This is a genomic window from Mesorhizobium sp. M1006, assembly GCF_040318825.1.
In the GTDB taxonomy this organism is placed as follows: Bacteria; Pseudomonadota; Alphaproteobacteria; order Rhizobiales; family Rhizobiaceae; genus Mesorhizobium.
In genome coordinates, this window is the sequence record NZ_JAMYMZ010000011.1 from 178541 (window position 1) to 199204 (window position 20664).

The 20664-nt window shown below is 62.8% G+C and carries 23 protein-coding genes and 1 pseudogene; 13 read left to right on the forward strand and 11 right to left on the reverse strand.

Annotation, left to right across the window (positions count from 1 at the left end):
- Window position 1 precedes the first annotated feature (1 nt).
- The 4 genes from NKH60_RS13705 to NKH60_RS13720 are packed head-to-tail and all read left to right on the forward strand — an operon-like array spanning window position 2 to window position 3859.
- Entirely contained in the window at window positions 2-1369 is a 1368-nt protein-coding gene (locus NKH60_RS13705) for an aminotransferase family protein (protein WP_352501606.1), read from the forward strand.
- Window positions 1370-1379: 10 nt separating this feature from the next.
- On the forward strand, window positions 1380-2309 hold the full coding sequence (gene kce / locus NKH60_RS13710; RefSeq protein ID WP_352501605.1) for a 3,5-dioxohexanoate:acetyl-CoA acetone transferase: 930 nt from the start codon (window positions 1380-1382) through the stop codon (window positions 2307-2309).
- Between the two features lie 9 nt (window positions 2310-2318).
- Entirely contained in the window at window positions 2319-2831 is a 513-nt protein-coding gene (locus tag NKH60_RS13715; protein WP_352766785.1) for a GNAT family N-acetyltransferase, read from the forward strand.
- On the forward strand, window positions 2828-3859 hold the full coding sequence (locus tag NKH60_RS13720) for a histone deacetylase family protein (RefSeq protein WP_352474026.1): 1032 nt from the start codon (window positions 2828-2830) through the stop codon (window positions 3857-3859). Before NKH60_RS13715 ends, NKH60_RS13720 begins: the two co-directional genes overlap by 4 nt.
- 18 nt (window positions 3860-3877) lie before the next feature.
- Here NKH60_RS13720 and NKH60_RS13725 read toward each other — a convergent pair whose 3' ends face one another.
- Window positions 3878-5143: a cysteine desulfurase-like protein gene (locus NKH60_RS13725; protein WP_352818143.1), complete on the reverse strand. Its 1266-nt coding sequence runs from the start codon at window positions 5141-5143 to the stop codon at window positions 3878-3880.
- A gap of 48 nt (window positions 5144-5191) precedes the next feature.
- On the reverse strand, window positions 5192-6259 hold the full coding sequence (locus tag NKH60_RS13730) for an aldo/keto reductase (RefSeq protein WP_352872463.1): 1068 nt from the start codon (window positions 6257-6259) through the stop codon (window positions 5192-5194).
- A 384-nt stretch (window positions 6260-6643) separates the two neighbouring features.
- Between NKH60_RS13730 and NKH60_RS13735 the strand changes: the two genes are divergently transcribed.
- Window positions 6644-6808 (forward strand): hypothetical protein, encoded by a 165-nt coding sequence (locus NKH60_RS13735; RefSeq protein WP_023674744.1) that lies wholly within the window; start codon window positions 6644-6646, stop codon window positions 6806-6808.
- A gap of 45 nt (window positions 6809-6853) precedes the next feature.
- On the opposite strand, the gene NKH60_RS13740 is transcribed toward NKH60_RS13735, so the two are convergent.
- The gene (locus tag NKH60_RS13740) at window positions 6854-7360 is read right to left on the reverse strand and encodes a DUF1993 domain-containing protein (protein ID WP_352766959.1); all 507 of its coding nucleotides are present in this window, start codon (window positions 7358-7360) and stop codon (window positions 6854-6856) included.
- A 123-nt stretch (window positions 7361-7483) separates the two neighbouring features.
- Between NKH60_RS13740 and NKH60_RS13745 the strand changes: the two genes are divergently transcribed.
- The gene (locus NKH60_RS13745) at window positions 7484-8527 is read left to right on the forward strand and encodes a DUF1176 domain-containing protein (protein ID WP_352872465.1); all 1044 of its coding nucleotides are present in this window, start codon (window positions 7484-7486) and stop codon (window positions 8525-8527) included.
- Here NKH60_RS13745 and NKH60_RS13750 read toward each other — a convergent pair.
- The 6 genes and pseudogenes from NKH60_RS13750 to NKH60_RS13770 all read right to left on the reverse strand — a co-directional run bounded on the left by NKH60_RS13750 (window position 8524) and on the right by NKH60_RS13770 (window position 12852).
- Window positions 8524-9381 (reverse strand): alpha/beta hydrolase, encoded by an 858-nt coding sequence (locus NKH60_RS13750; protein ID WP_352772732.1) that lies wholly within the window; start codon window positions 9379-9381, stop codon window positions 8524-8526. The genes NKH60_RS13745 and NKH60_RS13750 overlap by 4 nt on opposite strands.
- 92 nt (window positions 9382-9473) lie before the next feature.
- Complete coding sequence (locus NKH60_RS13755) at window positions 9474-11084, reverse strand: NTP transferase domain-containing protein (protein ID WP_352872467.1); 1611 nt, start codon at window positions 11082-11084, stop codon at window positions 9474-9476.
- Window positions 11081-11785, reverse strand: a complete 705-nt coding sequence (locus NKH60_RS13760) for an XdhC family protein (RefSeq protein ID WP_352684212.1) — start codon at window positions 11783-11785, stop codon at window positions 11081-11083. Before NKH60_RS13760 ends, NKH60_RS13755 begins: the two co-directional genes overlap by 4 nt.
- Window positions 11786-11791: 6 nt before the next feature.
- The gene (locus tag NKH60_RS13765) at window positions 11792-12130 is read right to left on the reverse strand and encodes an XdhC family protein (protein WP_352836815.1); all 339 of its coding nucleotides are present in this window, start codon (window positions 12128-12130) and stop codon (window positions 11792-11794) included.
- An 85-nt stretch (window positions 12131-12215) separates the two neighbouring features.
- Window positions 12216-12324, reverse strand: a pseudogene (locus NKH60_RS35155) (AAA family ATPase); the annotation flags it as partial.
- 33 nt (window positions 12325-12357) lie between these two features.
- Complete coding sequence (locus NKH60_RS13770) at window positions 12358-12852, reverse strand: flavin reductase (RefSeq protein WP_352836813.1); 495 nt, start codon at window positions 12850-12852, stop codon at window positions 12358-12360.
- Between the two features lie 180 nt (window positions 12853-13032).
- Between NKH60_RS13770 and NKH60_RS13775 the strand changes: the two genes are divergently transcribed.
- Both NKH60_RS13775 and NKH60_RS13780 read left to right on the forward strand, forming a co-directional pair.
- Window positions 13033-14106 carry a branched-chain amino acid ABC transporter substrate-binding protein gene (locus tag NKH60_RS13775; RefSeq protein ID WP_352836810.1) on the forward strand — a complete coding sequence of 358 codons (1074 nt, stop codon included), beginning with the start codon at window positions 13033-13035 and terminating at the stop codon, window positions 14104-14106.
- A 14-nt stretch (window positions 14107-14120) separates the two neighbouring features.
- Window positions 14121-15140: a P1 family peptidase gene (locus NKH60_RS13780; RefSeq protein WP_352872482.1), complete on the forward strand. Its 1020-nt coding sequence runs from the start codon at window positions 14121-14123 to the stop codon at window positions 15138-15140.
- Window positions 15141-15183: 43 nt separating this feature from the next.
- Here NKH60_RS13780 and NKH60_RS13785 read toward each other — a convergent pair whose 3' ends face one another.
- Window positions 15184-15438: a DUF2171 domain-containing protein gene (locus NKH60_RS13785; RefSeq protein ID WP_352474015.1), complete on the reverse strand. Its 255-nt coding sequence runs from the start codon at window positions 15436-15438 to the stop codon at window positions 15184-15186.
- Between the two features lie 249 nt (window positions 15439-15687).
- Here NKH60_RS13785 and NKH60_RS13790 point away from each other — a divergent pair, with 249 nt between their 5' ends.
- From NKH60_RS13790 to NKH60_RS13805, 4 genes are read left to right on the forward strand one after another with little or no spacing between them, the layout of a single operon-like run.
- A complete protein-coding gene (locus NKH60_RS13790; protein WP_352501595.1) occupies window positions 15688-16413 on the forward strand; it encodes a DUF2259 domain-containing protein in 726 nt (241 codons plus the stop codon).
- A gap of 11 nt (window positions 16414-16424) precedes the next feature.
- Window positions 16425-16922: a hypothetical protein gene (locus tag NKH60_RS13795; RefSeq protein WP_352872471.1), complete on the forward strand. Its 498-nt coding sequence runs from the start codon at window positions 16425-16427 to the stop codon at window positions 16920-16922.
- Window positions 16923-16981: 59 nt separating this feature from the next.
- The gene (gene purB / locus NKH60_RS13800) at window positions 16982-18292 is read left to right on the forward strand and encodes an adenylosuccinate lyase (protein ID WP_352872473.1); all 1311 of its coding nucleotides are present in this window, start codon (window positions 16982-16984) and stop codon (window positions 18290-18292) included.
- Window positions 18289-18861: an RBBP9/YdeN family alpha/beta hydrolase gene (locus NKH60_RS13805; protein ID WP_352872475.1), complete on the forward strand. Its 573-nt coding sequence runs from the start codon at window positions 18289-18291 to the stop codon at window positions 18859-18861. The genes purB and NKH60_RS13805 overlap by 4 nt, the downstream gene beginning before the upstream one ends.
- A gap of 1 nt (window position 18862) precedes the next feature.
- Here NKH60_RS13805 and NKH60_RS13810 read toward each other — a convergent pair whose 3' ends face one another.
- Window positions 18863-19675 (reverse strand): VOC family protein, encoded by an 813-nt coding sequence (locus tag NKH60_RS13810; protein ID WP_352541428.1) that lies wholly within the window; start codon window positions 19673-19675, stop codon window positions 18863-18865.
- A gap of 271 nt (window positions 19676-19946) precedes the next feature.
- Here NKH60_RS13810 and NKH60_RS13815 point away from each other — a divergent pair, with 271 nt between their 5' ends.
- Window positions 19947-20495, forward strand: coding sequence for an RBBP9/YdeN family alpha/beta hydrolase (locus tag NKH60_RS13815; protein ID WP_352474656.1), 549 nt, complete (start codon window positions 19947-19949; stop codon window positions 20493-20495).
- The last annotated feature ends 169 nt before the right edge of the window (window positions 20496-20664 follow it).

Sequence of the window (20664 nt, forward strand, 5' to 3'; positions counted from 1 at the left end):
CATGTTGAAGTCTCCTGCCCCGGAAACTCGCGAAGCCTCGCATCTGTTTTATCTATCCAGCCTGCGCCGGCCGATGATCGACCGCGCCGAAGGCATCTACATGTGGACGCAGGATGGCCGCCGCTTCATCGACGGATCGAGCGGTCCGATGGTTGCCAATATCGGCCACTCCAATCGCAACGTGCTCGACGCGATGAAAAGGCAGATGGACCGCGCCACCTTCGCCTACCGTCTGCATTTCGAGAACGAACCGGCAGAGGAGCTCGCGCGGCAGCTGGCGGCCAAACTCCCTGAAGGCATGGACCGCATCTTCTTTGTCTCCGGCGGCTCGGAAGCGACCGAATCCTGCATCAAGCTGGCGCGGCAATGGGCGGTCGCCACCGGCCAGCCCAGCCGTTGGAAGGTGATCTCGCGCTTTCCCTCCTATCATGGCGGCACGCTCGGCGCGCTCGCCGTTACCGGCGACGATGCGCTGTCCGAAACATTTGTGCCGATGATGCAGATGATGCCGACCGTGCCGGCGCCCATCGCCTGGCGCGACCGCGACAATCTTTCGATGGAACAGCGCGGCATCCGCTACGCCGACATGCTGGAGGAAAAGATCCTCGCCGAGGGACCGCAGAGCGTGCTCGCCTTCATCATGGAGCCAGTCGGCGGCGCTGCCACGGCAGCACTGGTGGCGCCCGACAGCTACTATCCGCGCATCCGCGAGATCTGCGATCGCTACGGCATCCTGCTCATCCATGACGAAGTGATGAGCGGTGCCGGCCGCACCGGAAAATTCCTCGGCGGCGACCACTGGAACTGCAAGCCCGACATCGTCGCGCTGTCGAAGGGGCTGGGCTCTGGCTACGCGCCGCTCGGCGCGCTGGCGGCACCGATGCGGCTGGTGCAGCCATTGCTCGCGTCGGGCGGCTTTCAGCACGGCCACACCTACGCCGGCAACCCGCTCGCCTGCGCCGCCGGGCTCGCCGTACTCGGCGAAATGGACCGTCTCGGCCTGATCGCCAATGCGGCTGACATGGGCGAGCTTTTGATGGACGAGTTGAAGCGATTGGCGAAGCGGTTTCCATTCATCGCCGACGTCCGTGGCAAGGGCCTGCTCACCGGTGCCGAGATGCTTGCGGATCCCGACACTCTGAGGCCGATCGAGCCTGCAAAGAAGGCCACCCAGCGGCTGCTCGACCTCGCCTATGAGCGCGGCCTGATCATCTACGGACGCAAGGTCAAGGGCGGCGTCGACGGCGACAATTTCATGGTCGCGCCGCCGATGATCGTCACCGCCGCGCAGATCGGCGAGATCATATCCATCATCGGCGACTCGCTCGAGGTGCTGGCCGGCGAGCTCGACCTGCCGGTCGAAGGCTGAGAGGCGAACCATGGCGTCGCGAAAAGTCATCATCACCTGCGCCATCACCGGGTCGGTACACACCCCGTCGATGTCGCCGCATCTGCCCGTGACGCCGGACCAGATCGCCGCAGACGCGATCGCCGCCGCCGAGGCCGGCGCTTCGATCCTGCATCTTCATGCCCGCGACCCTAGGGATGGGCGGCCGACCGCCGACCCCGAGGTGTTCATGCAGTTCCTGCCGCGCATCAAGCAGGCGACCGATGCGGTGATCAACATCACCACCGGCGGATCGTCGCTGATGACGCTCGACCAGCGGCTGGCCGCGCCGCTCAGGGCCGAGCCGGAAATGTGTTCGCTCAATATGGGTTCGATGAATTTCGCGCTGTTCCCGATGCTCGAGCGGCCGCGAGAATGGCAGCACGAATGGGAGCCGAAGCTGCTCGAGGCTACCCGTGACACGATCTTCAAGAACACCTTTGCCGACATGGAGACGGTGCTCGAGAAGCTCGGGCGTGGTTGCGGCACGCGCTTCGAATTCGAGTGCTACGATGTCGGCCATCTCTATTCGCTGGCGCATTTTCGCGATCGTGGACTGGTGTCCGGACCTTTATTCATCCAGTTTGTTTTGGGCATTCTTGGCGGCATCGGCGCCGATCCAGAAAACCTGATCCATATGAAGCGCATCGCCGACAAACTGTTCGGCGACAGCTACCGGTTTTCGGTGCTGGCCGCCGGACGCCACCAGATGCCGATGATCTCGATTGCGGCGGCGATGGGCGGCAATGTCCGCGTCGGGCTGGAGGATAGCCTCTACGAAGGGCGCCAGCTCGCCAAGTCCAATGCCGACCAGGTGCGCCGCATCCGCGGCGTGCTCGACGGATTGTCGCTGGACGTCGCGACGCCGGCCGAGGCGCGGCAGATGCTGGCGCTCAAGGGCGGCGACCGCGTGGCGTTCTGAGATGCGACCGTGACCAACCCACCGTCAAGAGACATTGTCATCCGGCCCGGGACCGTCGAGGACGTCGAAACCATCCACGCCGCGCTCCTGCGGCTCGGCGCGCATGTCGGCGCACATCAGGAGATCACCTCGACAGCTCAGGATCTCCGCACCTATGGCTTTGGCGAAAAGCCTGCCTTCTCGACCCTGATTGCCGAAATCGGTGGCGAATTTGCCGGGCTTTGCCTGTATTTCCCGATCTTCTCGACATGGATGGGACGGCCCGGCGTCTATGTGCAGGACCTCTATGTCGAGGACCGTTTTCGTGGCCGCAGGATCGGTGAACGCCTGCTGCGCCGAGTCGCGGCGCAATGCCGGAAGAGCGGCGGCGCCTATCTCAGGCTGTCCGTCGATACCGACAACGAGACCGCCAAGGCTTTTTACGAACGATTGGGCATTGCCTGGTCCAGCTACGAGCAGGTGCAGAAGATCGTCGGCGACGCCTTTTTCGCCTTTGCCGATGCACCGGAGGAGCCAACATGAAAGCCTTCTATGCCGAAGAACAGAAGCGCCATGACCCGAAGGCGTTCCTCTCGAGCGGCGCGCCGCAGCCCAATCCGGAAAGGCCGGAACGGGTCGAGCGATTGTTGGCCGGCGCAAAGGCTGCCGGCTGCACGATCGAACGGCCGCGGGATCACGGACTCAGCCCGATTGCGGCGGTGCATACGCCGGAATATCTCGATTTTCTCCAGCACATCTTCGCGCGCTGGCAGCGCATCGAGGGCGCCTCGGCCGAGGTCATCCCCAATATCCATCCGATCGCGCGGAACGGCTCCTATCCGGCCTCGGCGGTCGGCCAGGCCGGCTATCACATGGCCGACACCGCCTGCCCGATCTCCGGCGAGACGTGGCAGAGCGCGCTTTGGAGCGCCTGGAGCGCGGTTGAAACCGCCGAGGCGGTGATGTCTGGAGCGCCGGCCGCCTATGCGCTGTGCCGGCCGCCCGGCCATCACGCCTTTGCCGATGTCGCCGGCGGCTTCTGCTTCGTCAACAATTCGGCCGTCGCTGCACAGGTTCTGCGCAAACAGGCGGCGCGGGTGGCGATCCTCGATGTCGACCTCCACCACGGCAACGGCACGCAAGGCATCTTCTATGCCCGGCCGGACGTGCTCACCGTGTCGCTGCATGCCGACCCGGTGCGCTTCTACCCGTTTTTCTGGGGCCATGGCGACGAGCGCGGCGAAGGGCGCGGCCTCGGCTACAATCTCAACCTGCCGCTGCCGCGCAAATCCGGCGATACAACGTTCCTCGAAGCGCTGGAGGCATCGTTCCAGCGCATCAAGGCCTTCTCGCCCGATGCGCTTGTGGTGGCGCTGGGGCTAGACGCCTTCGAAGGTGATCCGTTCGGCGGGCTGTCGGTGAGCACGCCTGGTTTTTCGCGCATTGGCGAGGTGATCGCCGGGCTCGGCCTGCCAACGGTCATCGTCCAGGAAGGCGGCTATCTCTGCGACGAGCTCGGCGACAATCTCACCGCCTTCCTCACCGGTTTTGGCGGCACCCACAAGCGATGATCCGCCCGCGAGGGCCGCTCAGGATCGTTCCTGCCGCAGCATGGCGACAACGCGGTGCACGCTCTCCAGCGTCTCGTCGATCTCGGCTGCAGTGTTGTAATGAGCGATGCCGATGCGCACCACGCCCTGCTCGGCCGGAATGCCGAGCTGGTGGACGATCTCCCAGGCGTAGTTGTGGCCGGACCACAGGAAGATGTTTTCCGCATTCATCTGCCGCACGATCGTCTCCGGCACGATGCCCTCGACGGTGAACGACACCGTCGGCACGCGCTCATTGATCCGCTTCGGATCGGTGATGCCGTGGATGGTCAGGCCGGCAATATCCGACAAGCCATCGATCAGTTGTCGCGTCAGCGGGTTCTCGTAAGCGATTGAAACTTCGAAGGCCTTGGCGATTTTCAGCCGACGCGATCCTTGCGCGCCGGCTGCCGCGCCCAACTCGGCAAAATAATCGACAGCTGCCGACAGGCCGGCCATCAATTCAATCTGCGGCGTGCCGAGCTCGAAGCGCTCCGGCAAGGCATTGGACGAGCAACGGCATTTATACGGCTTAAGCGCATCGATAACGTCCAGCCTGCCCCACAAAATCCCCATGTGCGGGCCGAAGAACTTGTAAGCCGAGCAGATCAGGAAATCGCAGCCGAGGTTTTGGACGTCGATCAGGCCATGCGGCGCGAACTGGACGGCATCGACGTAGACCAACGCACCAGCCCGCCTGGCGATGCCGGTCAACGCCTTCACCCGGTTGATCGACCCGGTGAGATTGCTGGCGTAGTTGAGCGCGACGAGCCGCGTCCTCTCGGAAAGCAGCGCGGCGAGCGCCGCCTCTTCGATCTGCCAGCTCTGCTGGTCGAAGGGCAGCCAGCGCACGACAAGGCCAAGGTCTTCTGCCAGTTGCAGCCAGGGCGAGACGTTGCCCTCATGGTCCATGCGGGTGAGGATGATCTCGTCCCCGGGCTTCATCGTGCGGCCGAGCGTTCGCGACATGTGGTAGGTCAATGTCGTCATGTTGGCACCGATGATAATTTCCTGCGGGCTCGCAGCGCCGAGAAAATCCGCCATCGCCAGATGGGCCTCGTCCCCGATGCCTTGTGCTGCAACGGTGGTGTCGAAGAAGCCGCCGAGGTTGGCATTCGTGGTCAGCAAGCAACGCGATACTGCGTCCCCCACCGCCTGCGGGACCTGCGTGCCGGCAGGATTGTCGAGATAGATGCGCCGGCGGCCCTTGTCGGTCAGCGACAAAGCCGGAAATTTCGCGCGCACCGCGTCGATCCGGAAGTCCACGGCTGTTCCCCTCTCCTTATGACGATCGGACAACCACGTCCCGACGCATCAAGGGCACGGATTGCCGACGCGCTGGTGGATCGCATCAACGGCTTTCTGCATGTCCTCGGTCCAGACCACGTCGGCGGAAGAGAGCGCCATTTCGAGTTGCGAAATGGTGGTGGCGCCGATGATGTTCGAGGTGACCAAGGGCCGGTTCGAGACATAGGCATTGGCAAACAGCGCCGGCTCCATGCCGAAGGTGCGCGCCAACCGGTTGTATTCGAGCTGCACGTCGGCAGCATTCGGAGTCTCGTAGCGCTGGCCGCGGTTGAACAACTGCGAGCGCGAGCCCTGCGGCCGCGCGCCATGATCGTATTTGCCGGTCAAATAGCCTTGCGCCAGCGGCGAATAGGCAAGCAGCGACACCTGCTCGCGCTCGCAGACTTCGGCTAGGTTCACCTCGAAGGTGCGGTTGACGAAATTATAGGCGTTCTGCACGGAGGCGACGCGCGGACCGAGGCCCTTGTCGGCTTCGCCAATGAAACGCATGACGCCCCAGGAATTCTCGTTCGACAGGCCGAAATGGCGGATCTTGCCGGCCTTCACCAGTTCATCGAACACGGCAAGCGTCTCGGCGATCGGCGTCTCGCCCTCGGGCACGCCGGCGGCATCGGAGCGTCGCGGCACGGCGCCGATGCGGTTCGGATTGGCGCCCCACGGCACGTCGCGTTCCGGCCAATGGATCTGATAGAGGTCGATGTAATCGGTGTTGAGCCTGGCGAGTGAGTTATCGATAGCGTCGAAGATATCGGCGCGCACCAGCTTAGACGGGCGGTCGCCCCGAAACCAAGTGTTGGCGGTGCGACCAACTACCTTCGAGGCGATGATCACCTGGTCGCGATTGCGCTTCTCCTTCATCCAATTGCCGATGAATGTCTCGGTACGGCCTTGTGTCTCCGCCTTGGGCGGGATCGGATAGAGTTCGGCGGTGTCGATGAAATTGACGCCGCGAGCAAACGCCAGATCCATCTGGGCGTGACCGTCCGCCTCGGTGTTCTGCTGGCCCCAGGTCATCGATCCGAGGCAGATTTGCGACACGAAAAGATCGGTCTGGCCGAGACGGCGTTTGTGCATGGAGTTTCTCCGGCGGGAATTTTGCGCGGCTGCGCGAGGAGGAAGCAATAGCATACAGGAAAGCGTCGCCCGCTTCCAAGCCCACGGATGGAAGGTCAGACGACTTTCCCGGGACGCCGGCGGACAGGGTTTATCCCTGCGGCTAATAAAAAGCCGGACTGCATTTTCATGCAGTCCGGAAGTTCGCCAGGAATGGCGAGGAAAAAACCGGCCAAGTGCCGGCATAGACGCCTACGGTCAAAGCGCCGCAGAAGTTTCGCCGGACCAGCCGAATTATGTCAAAAAAGATCAGGGCAGCATGGCTGCCATGCGAATGCTGCACTGCACAATCGTCATGATCTGCTTATATTGACCGCCTTGGAGGTTCAATAAGGGGCTTGAATCATGGGATTCTTCACTGAAATGTTCGCTCGTCCGCGTCCGCGGGAACAGCTGCGCTATCGAGCGGCGCTGGCGCTGCTCCATTCGATGAGCAATGCCGATCGCGCCGATATCGGCGTCAAGCCGGCCGATTTCCCGCGCATCGCCCGGGAAATGTCCCTGCGCTAAACAACTGTGAGATATCCGCTGTGGCGGATATCTCCCGAGCGGATCTCAACGCGATCCGAGGAAGATCGACTTGCCCAATGGCACGCCGTTGTGGCGCAGGATGTCGTAGGCGGTGGTCAGGTGGAAATAGAAATTGGGCATGGCGGCATGCAGTAGATACTGCATCCCCGGCATCGAAACCTCGCGTCCCGCAAGCCGCAGTTCGACTATCCTGTCATCTGAACCATCGAATTCGGCCGCCGAAAATGTCGCGAGATAATCGAGCGTCTTGGTAAGGCGGGCCTGCAGATCAGCGAAGTTCGCCTCATTGTCCTCGTATTTTGGCACCTCGCGTCCCGCAAGCCGTGACGGGGCGCCTTTGGCGTGATCGGTGGCAATCTGTACCTGCCTGGTCAGGGCAAACATGTCCGGCGCCAGCCTCGCCGTCAGATACACCTGCGGATCAATCTTGCGATCAGCCGCATTTTGCTCGGCAATGTTCAGCACATTGGCTAGTGCCTTCAGCCTCGCCGAAAATACCGGCACGGATGCTTCATACATTGATATGGTCACAAGAAATCTCCACGCGGCCCGACTGCCGAGGGCGAGAGGTAGCGCCTTCGCAGGCGATTGTTCAAGCGTCACCACGTCGCCGCAATCGATATGATAGGATTTTTCATCGAGTGGAGGTTCCCGATGAGACGCGCCCTTTTTGCAGCGACCGCTTTTGTGTCTCTTGCTCTTGCCATTGCCGGCCAATCGGCGCTCGCCGCAGACGCGCCTTATATCGATGACAGGTCGAATGCCGAAGCGGTCATCCGGTCACTTTATAGTGCCATCAGCCGGCACGAATTCGCGCGCGCCTGGGATTATTTCGGCGACACCAAGCCGGCCAAGGATTTCAATTCCTTCGTCAAAGGCTATGACAGCACGGACACGGTCGAAGTCAAAACCGGTGGCGTATCCGAAGACGGGGCTGCCGGCAGCATCTACTATAGCGTTCCGGTCGCCATCCGGGCGACGGCCAAGGACGGCAGCGAAAATGTCTTTGCCGGCTGCTATACGCTGCGCCAGATCAACGCCTCGATCCAGGAACCGCCATTTCGCTCGATCTTCATCGATAAGGGTGCGCTGAAACCCTCAAAGGCCGATTTCGAGGATGCGGTGCCGGCAAGCTGCGGCGAAGGACCGCCGCCGCCGAAGAAGGACGCAGCGCTTGAGCAAGCCAAAAAGGCGTTTGCCGCGACTTATGGCGACCAGTGTGACAAGGATCTTTTGGCGCAGGAGCCGGACATTTTCTCGATCCACTATAAGGGCAAGGATGCGTCTGCCAGTGATCCCGAAAGCGAAACGCGGCTTTTCCATTTCGCCTGCTCGGCCGCGGCCTACAACGAAAACTCGATCTATTACATGAGCGACGACGTGCTTGGCGTGAGACAATTGCAGTTCGCCGAACCTGAGATGGACATCCGCTACGAGAACAATGACAGCGACGGCAAATTGCTGGGCATGACCATAGTTGGCTTCCAGACCTCCGGCTGGGCAACTAATTCCGATTACGACGAAGAGACCAAGACGATCACCAGCTTCAACAAATGGCGTGGCATCGGCGATGCCTCTTCATCAGGGACCTATCTGTTTCGCAACGGCGATTTTTCCCTGGTCCAGTACGATGTCGACGCGTCTTATGACGGCGAGGAAAATCCGCAGACGGTCGTCGACTACAATACCGCGCCTTAGGGAGCCTTCGACAACATCCAATTGAGCGTGCCGCGCCAGTCGGTCATGCGGATAGGGGTGCCATGCGTGCCGGTCTCGAAGCGGACGAAGCGGGTCGGATAGGCTTTCGATTTGGCCAGAATCGATCGGAAGAAGGCTTCCTGTTTCTCGATTGGAAACACCGGGTCCTTGCTGCCCTGGCCGAAGAAGACCGGCACACGACGCTTGAAGGCGGGGCTTGAGAAGAAACTCTCGTCCCATAGCGAGCCGAGCAGCAGCAGCCCGTCGATGCGCCCGCCGGTGTCATGGCGGGCGGCCAGCTTCCAGCATATTGAGCCGCCCATCGAGCCGCAGGCGACGAAGATTTTTGCGCTCGGCGATTGTTCGGCATAGTGGTTGATCAGCGCGGCGATCTGGGTGGCACCGGTGTCGCCGAAATCGGAAAAATCCGGCGACAGATAGAGGCCGCCATTGCCGGCCATCAGGTTCTTGATGCGGTTGAAATTGCCGCCGAAGGTGAAGTCGTCGCTGCCCTGCTTACGGCTGCCGCCCTGCCCGTGCAGATAAAGCACGATGATGCTGGCGCCCCCGGTCTTGCCGACGGCAATGTGGCGGACATCGCCTGCATCGGTCGGCAGCAAGAGATCCTGCTGCACCTTACGCACGCCGGTGTCGGTGTATTGCGCGTGTACACGACGCTCAGGCACTTCGTCACGAGCGTTGATGTCGCGCAGCTCACGATAATCGACAACCGTATAGGCGCCGTTGCTCTCGGACGAGAGCGTGCCCGGGTAGGCGAACAGATCGTCCTTGAAGGGTTTGAGTTCGAGAGCATTGGCGTAGGCGGCACAAGAGAGCGACAAAAGAATCGCCATCAGCAGGGCCGGGAGGCCGGAGGAAGGCAAGCGGAACCGGAAGCAGGAACGAAAGGCCATCCCTCAGCCATGCGTTTTTCGGCTTCGGTTTGTCAATCCTGCAGCACGCCGCCGGCGCCTTCCAGCGCCTCGCGCGTGTCGACGTCGACGGCTGCCCCTTCGCCGATCTCGACATCGATGACATCGAGCCCTTCGGCCTCGACCAGATGGCGGGCGCCGGTATCGCCTTCGAGGTGAGCGATCGCGGCAAACAGCGAACGCGGCAGCAGCACCGGATTGCCGCGCCGCCCGTCGTGCGAGGCCCGCACCACCGATCGGCCTTCGGACCTGCGGAACGCCTCAATCAGCCTGTCGAGGTCGGCCGACGCGACGCCAGGCATATCGCCGAGGACAATCATGGCGCCGGCGGCGTCGCCGGAAATCTTGGCGATGCCGGCCTTCAGCGATGAAGACAGACCCTCGCCGAAATCCGGATTGTCGGCGAGGGTCACATCGAGGCCAGACAGTGCACTGCGCACGCGCTCGCGCTGGTGGCCAGTGACGACGATAGTGGCCCCGGCTTTCGAACCGACCGCGCGTTCGGCAGTGCGACGGACCAGCGGCTTGCCATCGAAGAGCGCCAACAGCTTGTTCGGCCCGCCCATGCGGCTGGAGCGGCCGGCGGCCAGAAGCACGATCTCGACCTTTGGTTCGGCTTTGGCCGGCAATGGCTCGCGCGGCTGCGGCCGCGTCGGAATTTCCATCAACAGCCCGCCGACACCCATGCCGGCAATATCCCTGGCGGTCACGTCGAGACCGGCGATCAGCCGGTCAAGCACCCAGTCGAAGCCGTTCTCCTTGGGACTGCGGGCGCAGCCCGGCGCACCGATGATGCGCTTGCCGCCTAGAGTGCCTAGCACCAGCAGATTGCCGGGATCCACCGGCATGCCGGCGCGGATGACAGTGCCGCCTGCCTTTTCGATAGCAGCGGGAACGACGTCGCCGAAATCGGCCATCGCCGAGGCGCCGAAGATAACCACCATATCGTTGTCGCGGATCAGCGAGGCCGCAGCCTCGGCGACGGGGATAATTTCATGCAGGGTTCGACGCTCCGCCGTCAGCCTGCCGCCCGAACGCGTCAGGCGCGCTTCGGTGACGCGCAGCGTCTTGTCGAGCACGCTGGGTTTGATGCCGGGCAGCACCGTCTGGATGACGCCGACGCGCACCGGCTGATAGGCGTTGACCGCAAATATCTCGCCGCCGGCGCAGATCCTTGCCACGGCATCGACCAAAGCGGAGGCGACCGCAAATGGGATGATCTTCACCGTTGCTACCATCTGACCTTTTTCGACCGGCGCATGCTGCGCGAGCGTGGCGATGGTGATCGTCGGATCGACGGCGTTGATGGCGTTGATCATCGCCGCGTCGACGGTGAACATGCCGGCAGCCTGCGCGTGGAGGTTGACCCTACCTGTCGCGGCGGGCTTCGCCTCGATGTTGCGATGGATCATGGATGCGGCAATCTTTTCGGCGGCGACGTCCTCGCTGAGATCATCGGGCGCCAACACCGCCGCTACGACCTCGGAAATGCCAGCGGCCTTCAACAGGGACACATCCCCGGCGCTTAGCCTGTGCGCCTTGCGGAAGCGGCGCTCTCCGACTGTGGTGGCGTGCGCAAGCACTGCCCCTTCGGCCGTATCGATCGCAACGGGACCAAATTTCACGCGACCGCGCCTTTGGATTCGAGGCCGCGGGAGCGAAAGGCGTGGATCGCTTGCGCCAACACCGCGACGGCGATCTCGGCCGGGCTGGCAGCCCCAATGTCGAGGCCGATCGGGGCATGAATGCGGGCGATCTGGTCGGCGGTCGCTCCCGAAGCCAGCAGGCGTTCCACACGTTTGGCGTGGGTCTTGCGGCTGCCGAGCGCGCCGACATAGAAGCAGCCGGCGTCGAGCGCCGCCTTCAGCGCGAAATCGTCGATCTTCGGATCGTGGGTGAGAGCGGCCAGCGCCGTATAGCTATCGAGCGGCTGACGCGTCAGCACATCCTCTGGCCATTCGGCATGCAGCGCGATATCGGGAAAACGATCGGGCGTGGCAAAGGCCGTGCGCGGATCGATGATCTCGACAGGATAGCCGGCGATCCTGGCCATCGGTGCCAGCGCCTGGCTGATGTGGACGGCGCCGATCACCACCAGGCGCGGCTGCGGCAGATGTGCGTTGAGGAAGAAGGTCCGTCCCTCAGCTTCGACCGAACCGGAATTGCCCGTGCGAAATGCCTTGGCGATGGCCGCCCCGAGTTCGCCGGCTACCCGGTCGCCCTCGCGCACGACACGGTCGCGGCCGTCGCCGAGATCGGTGACCAGGATTGCCGCGCGGCGGGCGCGGCGTTCGGCGTTGAGTGTCTTCAGCGCATAGGGATCCATTCGAGATCAACCCAATCTTTCTACATAGACCCTGATGCGGCCGCCGCATGACAGGCCGACTTGCCAGGCGGTCTCGTCTGCGACGCCGAATTCGAGCATTTTGGCCTTGCCGCTATCGATAACATCGACCGCCTCGGCGACCACGGCGCCTTCGACGCAGCCGCCCGAGACGGAGCCGTGGAAATTGCCTTCGGCGTCGATGACCAGGTGGCTGCCGACCGGGCGCGGCGCCGAGCCCCAGGTCTCGACCACGGTGGCAATGGCGACATCCTTGCCGTCCTTCATCCAGCCCTCCGCGATGATCAGCGGGTCGCGGGCCTCATCGAGATAGATACTGCGTTCCATGATTTTCTCCCTGGCAGACATGTGGTTATGCGACGCGCTTCACGCCAGCCTCGATCCACGGGCGCGCGTCGACCGAACGCATAAAAAACAGCACGGTTGCCAGCGACCGGTCCGCCACATAGTCCGCACCGGTCAACAGATCGAGCGTCTCGTCGATCGTCCGCGGCGCCGGACGCGGTTTTCAACTCGGTCATCCTGTCTTCGCCGACGCGGCCATCTGAAAGCCTCTACAAAGCGTGATAGCCGCGGTTGTGATAGATCAGCGGCCGCAAATTATCGCCGATGCGCAAACCTGTAACCTTGCCAAAAAGCACACGGTGGGTGGCCAGATCCTTGGAGTCGATCAGTTCGCAGTCGAAGACGGCGAGCGCACCCTTCAGCGTCGGCGCACCGGTCGAGATCACATCCCATTCGGCCAATGCGAAACGCTCCTCGACCGGCAGGCCGGTAATGCCGGAAAAGCCGATCGACAGCGGCTCCTGATCCGAAGCCAACGTGTTCAGGGCAAATTTGCCGTTTTCCACGAACGGCTCGTTCTTGGGATTTTCACGATTGAGGCAAACCAGGATGGTTGGCGGCGTATCCGACACCGAGCAGGCCGCGATCACCGTCGCGCCGCGCCTGCCGGCAGGGCCATCGGTGGTGATTACATGCACATGGCCAGCAAAATGGGCCATCGCGTCGCGGTAGGCCTGCGGCCCGATGTCATTCTTCTTCAGCACCGATGATTTTCCACTAGTCAGAACCAACCGTTATATATGGGGGGATATTGCAGGCCACAAGCGAAGTGCTTGACCTATATCCCGAATTCGCGTGTTGCGCCAAAGCTGGCCAGCCTTTAGGTCTTGACGGCATTGGCGCCGGCAGAACACGCGATCGGCTCGGAGGAATTCTTCGCTCGCATGCGACGTTGGACAACCACAATAGCGGTGCTGGCCTGGCTCTCGGTCGCCGGCAGTGCGAGCGCCGAGACGCTGCGGGTCGGCGTCGCGGCTCCTTTGTCGGGGCCGTCGGCGATCCTCGGCAAACAGATCGAGGCCGGCGCGACAATGGCGGCTGAAGCTGACGGTACCGAGATCAGGACGATCGATGACGCCTGCACGGCCGACGGTGGCGCCGCCGCCGCGCGGGAATTCACCGCGGCCAAGGTCAACGTCGTCATCGGGTTTTTGTGCACCGACGCAATCGAGGCGGCTCTGCCGATCCTCAAGGGTGCCGGCATACCGGTGATCACAGTCGGCGTTCGCACGGAAAGCCTGACCGACCGGCGCGCCAAGACCGGATGGCCGATCTATCGTCTCGGGCCGCGCGGCGACGACGAGCGCAATGCCGTCGCTGCCATCCTCACCCGCCTATGGCAGACCGAGCTGTTCGCCATCGTCGACGACGGTACGATCTATGGCCGCGAAATGGCCGAGACATTTCGGGCAGCCGCCGAGCAAGCGGCGCTGAAGCCGGTTTTCGTCGACACGTTCCGGCCGCAGCTCGACAACCAGATCGGCCTGATCGGCCGACTTAGGAAAGCCGGCGCAACGCATGTCTTTGCCGGCGGCGACGGCGATGATGTCGCCATTATGGGCCGGGATGCTGGCCAGCTACATACCGGCATGGTGTTTGCCGGCGGCGAAGCGTTGCGCGCGCCGCTCGGCGACGTGCCTTATGCCGACGGCACGCTGATGATCGCGCCGCCCGAATGGGTCGATGTCGCCGACCCCAAGGTGCTGCAGAGCTTTGCCGGACAAAACATCGTGCCGGAAGGTTACACGCTGCCCGCCTATGCCGCGGTCGAGATCGCCAAGTCGGCTTCAGCATTGACGCAAAGCTCCGGCGAGAGGCTGGCCAACGTGCTGACCGCGCATGACTTCACCACGGCGATCGGACCGATCCGCTTTGACGAAAAAGGTGACCTGACGCAAAATCCTTATCGAGCCTTCCGTTTCGACGGCGGCCGTTTCGTGCCGGCGGAGAGCCAATGATGTCCAGCACAGGGATGTTCCATACGGGTCCGCGCAATCTCATCACCGACGTCGCCGGCCTGCGTGTCGGCAATGCGGCGAATGCCAAGCTGAAATCCGGTGTGACCACCGTCATCTGCGACGAACCGGCCGTGGCCGGCGTGCAAATCCTGGGCGGTGCGCCGGGCACCCGCGAAACCGACCTGCTCGAGCCGCACAATTCGATCCACGCCATCCATGCCGTGGTGCTTTCGGGCGGGTCTGCTTTTGGCCTCGACGCCGCGTCGGGGGTGCAGGCGGCACTGCGTGAAAGGGGCATCGGCGTCGAGGTCGGCGGCTTTCGCGTGCCGATCGTGCCGGCGGCGATCCTGTTCGACCTGCGCAATGGCGGCGACAAGGATTGGGGCCGGTATCCGCCTTACCGTGACCTTGGCTACGAAGCCGCGCAAGCCGCTGCGATAGACTTTGCGCTCGGCACTGCCGGCGCAGGTAGCGGGGCTTTGAGTTCCGGCCTGAAGGGCGGGCTCGGCTCGGCCTCGACAGTGCTGGACAGCGGCGTCACCATCGGCGCGCTCGCCGCCGTCAACCCGACCGGCTCGGTGACGGTCGCAGGGACCCGCCATTTCTGGGCGGCGCCGTTCGAGATCGGCGACGAGTTCGGCGGGTTAGGCTATCCCCACCCGATGCCTGACGATGCCAGAAAGGTCCTGCTGAAGTTCCGTGACAAGCATGCGGCAGAACAGGCGGAAACCGGCGCCAACACGACCATCGCCGTGATCGCCACCGATGCGGTACTCACGAAGGCCGCCGCCAAACGTCTGGCGATATCGGCGCATGACGGCTTTGTCCGTGCCATTTGGCCGACACACACGCCCGCAGACGGCGATCTGGTCTTCGCGCTGGCAACGGGCAAGAGCGGCATTGAGCTCGCACCCAACGATGCCGTCGATCTCTACGCCGCGGCCGGCGCCACGATGGCACGCGCCATCAGCCGCGGCGTCTTTACCGCGACGCCGGCCGAGGGCGATCTGTTCCCGGTCTGGTCGTCGCGCTGAACGCGCGCTCATTCGGGTGAGCCGTAGTCAGACTGGATTATGATCAGGTGGGTTCGGATTTTTCTTCCTCGAACGTGACCGCAACATCCGAGTTTGCCGACAGCCGCACCTTCTGGCCCTCGACCTCGGCGACAAGGCTGAGAGGAATGAAGTGGTGATGGCCCCTGTGAGCGCCCTCGCCGCTGTCGCGCTTGGTCAGCTTTATGCGATCTCCGTCAACCTTGTCGACGGTACCGACATGGACGCCGTCGGCGCCGATCACTTCCATACGTTCGCGAATCTTGGCTGCATCAATCATTGGGGGTCTCCCTTAGAGCGCCGCGCGTCCCTTTGAACGCGCAAAGGACGCTCTAAACATTTTTGAATCAATGCATCGCGCCTTCCGAAAATCGATCCTGATTTTCGGAAGGCACGATGCGGTGAAGTTGCTGACAATAACAAACGACGGCCGGATTGGATGCATCGACTTTGTGTTTCAGTCAGCACGATCTTTTGACGGCATCGTGATAGGAATTTGAGGGCGTCGACCGTCGGAATGGAAAGCCCCATGCGAAATCTTGCCCTGTTTGCAGTCTGCCTGCTTGCCCCGCTTGCAACTTTGGCCGCCGCCTTCGCAGGCGATGTCGCCGAGCTTGAGATCCTCGGCTTCAGCAGTGATGGCGGGGTCTTTGCCTTCGAGGAATACGGCGTCCAGGACGGATCGGGATTTCCCTATGCGACACGCTATTATATCGACACGGCCGACGACAGTTTCCTGAAGGGCTCGCCGATACGTGTCCGGCTCGACGACGAGAATGCCACGGTGGCCGCAGCGCGGCTGCAGGCCCGGCAAAGGGGCGAAGCGATCGTCAGTCAGGCGGAACTCACGGCAAATCGCGGCATCACCGCCGGCTTCAACCCGGTGACCGAGCTTTCTGCCGATCCCTTCCGCATGGTGGTCAATCCGCGCCCGATCTTCTCGCCGGTCGACGATCCGCTCGAGTTCCGGCTCGACCAGATCGGCATGAATGACACCGAACGCTGCCAGAGCCAGGGCGAGATCAACGGCTTTCGCCTGCTGCGCATCGAGGCGAAGGATGGCGGCCAGACGAGGATCATTCACGAGGACAAATCGATCCCGCAAAGCAGAGGCTGTCCGAATGGCTACCAGATCGGCGCGGTTCAGACATTTTCGCTGGATAGCCTCAGCGCCTATGCCGTGCTGATAGCGGTGCGCCAATACGGCTTCGAAGGGCCGGACTATCGCTGGATCGCGGTAACCGGTCGCCTGTGAAGTTCCCCGCCATGCGCTATCGCGCCCTGCATCGTCTCCGCCGCTCCTTGCCGCCGCTGCGCACGGCATTTGCCGGTGCCTTGTTGTGGGCCATGGCGATGGGCGCCAGCGCGCTGCTCAATCTGTTGTACGATTGGGAGACCCCGGCGAAGGTCCGCTTCGTCTCGCTGCTTTATGCTGCCGGCGGCGCGCTGGCCTTCCCGGTTGGGCTGTTTCTGGCGCGGCTCGTCTCGCTCGGACGCCACTGGGAAATCGCCCTCGCCGCCGCCTTCGTCTGCCTTCTCGCCGCGACAATTACCTTCACCGGCGGCCTCTTTGGGCTGCAATACCGCTCCTACTATGTCCAATGGCATGCACCCGCGCTCACCATCACCTGGGTTTTCCAGTTCGTGTTCACGATGTTGACGGCGCTTTACCAGTTCGTCGTCCTCGGCATCCGGCTGTATTTTCCGCTCGGTTTCGTTGCACTCGCTGTCGCCAGTGTCTGGTTTGCGCGCCAGCAACGTTGAGCATTTTGCCTGCCTCTGTTAGGACGCGGGCAAATGCTCTCACAAGTCAGGACCGACTGATGATCCCTCGCTACTCCCGGCCGGAAATGGTGGCCATCTGGTCACCCGAAACCCGGTTCCGTATCTGGTTCGAGATCGAGGCCTACGCCTGCGACGCATTGGCCGAGCTCGGCGTCATCCCGAAGGAGGCCACCAAGACCATCTGGGAGAAAGGCGGAGCGGCGAAGTTCGACGTCGACGCCATCGACGAGATCGAGCGCGTCACTAAGCATGACGTCATCGCCTTTCTCACCCATCTTGCTGAATTCGTCGGGCCGGATGCCCGCTTCATCCACCAGGGCATGACATCCTCCGACGTTCTCGACACCTGTTTTGCCGTGCAGCTCACCCGCGCCAGCGACATCCTGCTGGCCGACATTGACGGGCTGCTTGCGGCGCTCAAGCGCCGCGCCTTCGAGCACAAGGACACCATCACCATCGGCCGCAGCCACGGCATCCATGCCGAGCCGACCACCTTCGGCGTCAAGCTGGCGCAGGCCTATGCCGAATTCTCGCGTTGCCGCGAGCGGCTGGTGCACGCACGCGAGGACATCGCCACCTGCGCCATCTCGGGTGCGGTCGGCACCTTCGCCAATATCGACCCCTACGTCGAAGAATACGTGGCCAAGAAACTCGGACTGAAGCCCGAGCCGGTATCGACGCAGGTGATTCCGCGCGACCGCCATGCGATGTTCTTCGCCACGCTCGGCGTCATCGCCTCGTCGATCGAGCGGCTGGCGATCGAGGTGCGCCATCTGCAGCGCACCGAGGTACTCGAAGCAGAAGAGTACTTTTCACCCGGCCAGAAGGGCTCGTCGGCGATGCCGCACAAGCGCAACCCGGTGCTGACCGAGAACCTCACCGGCCTTGCCCGCATGGTGCGCTCCTTCGCATTGCCGGCAATGGAGAATGTGGCGCTCTGGCACGAACGCGACATCTCGCATTCCTCGGTCGAGCGCATGATCGGGCCCGACGCGACGGTGACGCTCGATTTCGCGCTCTCGCGGCTAACCAGCGTTGTCGACAAACTGCTCGTCTACCCCGACAACATGCTGAATAACATGAACAAATTCCGTGGCCTTGTGCATTCGCAGCGCGTGCTGCTGGCGCTGACGCAAGCCGGTGTTTCGCGCGAGGACGCCTACCGGCTGGTGCAGCGCAACGCCATGAAGGTGTGGGAGCAAGGCGCTGATTTTCTTGAGGAACTTTTGGCCGACAAGGACGTTGTCGCTGCCCTGCCCGAGGCCGAGATCCGCGAGAAATTCGATTTGGGCTATCATACCAAGCACGTCGATACGATCTTTAGCCGAGTGTTCGGAGAAGCCCGATGATTTCGTCGGCCGGAGATTTCGATTTCCTTGCCCTGCCCGGCCGCGGCAACTCCGGGCCGGATCATTGGATGTCGCATTGGTGCCGGGTGTTCCCCAATTCGAGCCGCGTGCTGCAGGCCGAGTGGGACCGGCCTAAGCCTGAAGACTGGATCGGCCAGTTGGATGCCGCGGTGGCCGCCGCACCGCGCCGCGTCGTGCTGCTTGCGCATTCGCTGGCGGTGGCGACGGCGGTGAAGTGGGCTGCCGGCGCCAGTCAAAGCCAACTCGACAAGGTCGCGGCGGCATTCCTGGTCGCCGCGACCAATGTCGAGGATACCGATCCTTCATTCGACGCGGTGCGCCCGTTCGCGCCGATGCCGCTGAAGCGCCTGCCCTTCCCGGCATTGGTGGTGGCGAGCCGCAGCGACCCACGCGTCACCTTCGACAAGGCGACCGCCTTTGCCGCCGCCTGGGGCGCAGATGTCGCCGATGCCGGCGATCTTGGCCATATGGGAAACGAGGCCGGCCTCGGCGTATGGCCAGCGGGCCTGCTCATGCTTGGCCGCTTGTTCGAAAAAGCAAACCTCTAACCTACGCCTTACCGGGAACCGTCCTTATCACCGTGCCCCACGGATCCTCGCGGGTGGTCTCGCTTGCGGCATTGTCCGAACGCATCTCGACCCAGGCCAAGCCGGAGCGGGCGGGATCGCGGCGACCGGCGCCCGCGCTCTGCCACGCATTTGCGCCAATGTGGTGATGATAGCCGCCGGACGACAGGAACACCGCCGCGCCACCGTACTTTGCCACTGTGTCGAAACCGAACTCCTGATGCCACCATGCTTCGGCTTCTTCCGGCCTGCCGACCCGCAAATGGACGTGGCCGATAATGCTGTTTTCCGGCGCGCCCTGCCAGCCGGCGTCACCGGCCGGCACTTCGGCAATGACCGACGGAATGTTCAGCCGCTCCGTCGCCATCGCGATCTTGTCGCCATTCCATTTCCAATCCTGGGGGCGGCGGTCGGCATAGATCTCGATGCCGTTGCCTTCCGGATCGGTCAGATAAAGAGCCTCGCTGACCAGATGGTCGGATGCGCCCTCGATGCCGATCTTACCGGCGATGGCGTGATTGATCCAGCGGCCGAGATCGGCCCGGCTGGGTAGCAGGAAGGCGGTGTGGAAAAGACCGGCGCTGCGCGGGTCATCGGGTTTCGCAGCCGGATCCGCTTCGATGTCGAGCAAAGGGCGATTGACTGCGCCGAGCGTAATCGTGCCGCCGGAGCGGGTCAGTTCCTGCAAACCGACGACTTTGCGATAGTAGGCAGCGAGATTTTCTGCATCGCGCGCCCGCAAGCCGACACGGGCAACGCTGACCGGGGTCGTCGCGGCAAAAGGCAGTTCGCTCATCAAAGTGCTCCGTTCAGCCGGCGCTCGACAAGCTTCCAACGAAGGAACCCGGCGCCATCAATCATTCTACGCCGTGTCCGTGCCAAAATCTCGGAACAGCCATTCTTTCTCAGCGACAGATCGTCGATCGCGATCGTTCACACAAGAGCGCAAGAAGCGAACATGGTGTTCACAATAGCGAGCAGAACCGGGCTGATGAGAGGCCGTTTGCGTGTCGCTGTTGAGTTCATACCCGGTTGCACCCGACAGCGCCTCTCGCTACATGCGCGCCATGAAAGTCAGGGAAGCAGATATTCTCATCGTGCCGGGCTACACCAATTCCGGCCCCGATCATTGGCAGAGCCGCTGGCAGTCGAAACTATCGACAGCGCGCCGCGTCGAACAGACGGAATGGTCGAAGCCGGTGCGCGAGGATTGGACGGCCGGTGTCGCCAAGGCGGTTAACGAGGCCGAGCGGCCGGTCGTCATTGTCGCTCACTCGCTTGGCGTCGCCGCGGTCATCCAGGCATTGCCTCGGTTCGAGCGACCGGTCGCCGGCGCTTTCTTCGTGGCGCCGCCCGATGTCGCCAACCCTGAGATAAAGCCGAGGCACCTGATGACCTTCGGCCCCTACCCGCGTGACCCGCTGCCATTTCCGTCGGTTGTGATCGCAAGCCGCAACGACCCGTTCTGCGCCTTCGGCGTCGCCGAGGACATTGCCGCGGCGTGGGGCTCGCTGTTCATCGACGCCGGCGATGCCGGTCATCTCAACGCGGATTCCGGCTTCGGCCCATGGCCCGAAGGTTCGATGACGTTCGCGAAATTCCTGACGGATCTCTAGAGCGGTTCATCGTTTCACGGAAACGGCGAACCGCTCTATCTCTTTGTTTTGACGCAATTCCGGACGGAAAACCGTTTCACACTTTTCCTGGAATTGCTTGTCTTATGACTTTCGCTGCCGAATGGGTCAGAAAGGAACGCTGAGAGAGGGTAGCCGCCCTCCCTCAGCG

What these genes read in the sequence shown, in the direction of transcription:
- NKH60_RS13705 (WP_352501606.1), top strand. Translation starts at nt 2, where the DNA reads ATGTTGAAGTCTCCTGCCCCGGAAACTCGCGAAGCCTCGCATCTGTTT.
- kce (WP_352501605.1), top strand. Translation starts at nt 1,380, where the DNA reads ATGGCGTCGCGAAAAGTCATCATCACCTGCGCCATCACCGGGTCGGTA.
- NKH60_RS13720 (WP_352474026.1), top strand. Translation starts at nt 2,828, where the DNA reads ATGAAAGCCTTCTATGCCGAAGAACAGAAGCGCCATGACCCGAAGGCG.
- NKH60_RS13730 (WP_352872463.1), bottom strand. Translation starts at nt 6,259, where the DNA reads ATGCACAAACGCCGTCTCGGCCAGACCGATCTTTTCGTGTCGCAAATC.
- NKH60_RS13735 (WP_023674744.1), top strand. Translation starts at nt 6,644, where the DNA reads ATGGGATTCTTCACTGAAATGTTCGCTCGTCCGCGTCCGCGGGAACAG.
- NKH60_RS13745 (WP_352872465.1), top strand. Translation starts at nt 7,484, where the DNA reads ATGAGACGCGCCCTTTTTGCAGCGACCGCTTTTGTGTCTCTTGCTCTT.
- NKH60_RS13750 (WP_352772732.1), bottom strand. Translation starts at nt 9,381, where the DNA reads ATGGCGATTCTTTTGTCGCTCTCTTGTGCCGCCTACGCCAATGCTCTC.
- NKH60_RS13760 (WP_352684212.1), bottom strand. Translation starts at nt 11,785, where the DNA reads ATGGATCCCTATGCGCTGAAGACACTCAACGCCGAACGCCGCGCCCGC.
- NKH60_RS13765 (WP_352836815.1), bottom strand. Translation starts at nt 12,130, where the DNA reads ATGGAACGCAGTATCTATCTCGATGAGGCCCGCGACCCGCTGATCATC.
- NKH60_RS13775 (WP_352836810.1), top strand. Translation starts at nt 13,033, where the DNA reads ATGCGACGTTGGACAACCACAATAGCGGTGCTGGCCTGGCTCTCGGTC.
- NKH60_RS13780 (WP_352872482.1), top strand. Translation starts at nt 14,121, where the DNA reads ATGTTCCATACGGGTCCGCGCAATCTCATCACCGACGTCGCCGGCCTG.
- NKH60_RS13785 (WP_352474015.1), bottom strand. Translation starts at nt 15,438, where the DNA reads ATGATTGATGCAGCCAAGATTCGCGAACGTATGGAAGTGATCGGCGCC.
- NKH60_RS13790 (WP_352501595.1), top strand. Translation starts at nt 15,688, where the DNA reads ATGCGAAATCTTGCCCTGTTTGCAGTCTGCCTGCTTGCCCCGCTTGCA.
- NKH60_RS13795 (WP_352872471.1), top strand. Translation starts at nt 16,425, where the DNA reads ATGCGCTATCGCGCCCTGCATCGTCTCCGCCGCTCCTTGCCGCCGCTG.
- purB (WP_352872473.1), top strand. Translation starts at nt 16,982, where the DNA reads ATGATCCCTCGCTACTCCCGGCCGGAAATGGTGGCCATCTGGTCACCC.
- NKH60_RS13805 (WP_352872475.1), top strand. Translation starts at nt 18,289, where the DNA reads ATGATTTCGTCGGCCGGAGATTTCGATTTCCTTGCCCTGCCCGGCCGC.
- NKH60_RS13810 (WP_352541428.1), bottom strand. Translation starts at nt 19,675, where the DNA reads ATGAGCGAACTGCCTTTTGCCGCGACGACCCCGGTCAGCGTTGCCCGT.
- NKH60_RS13815 (WP_352474656.1), top strand. Translation starts at nt 19,947, where the DNA reads ATGAAAGTCAGGGAAGCAGATATTCTCATCGTGCCGGGCTACACCAAT.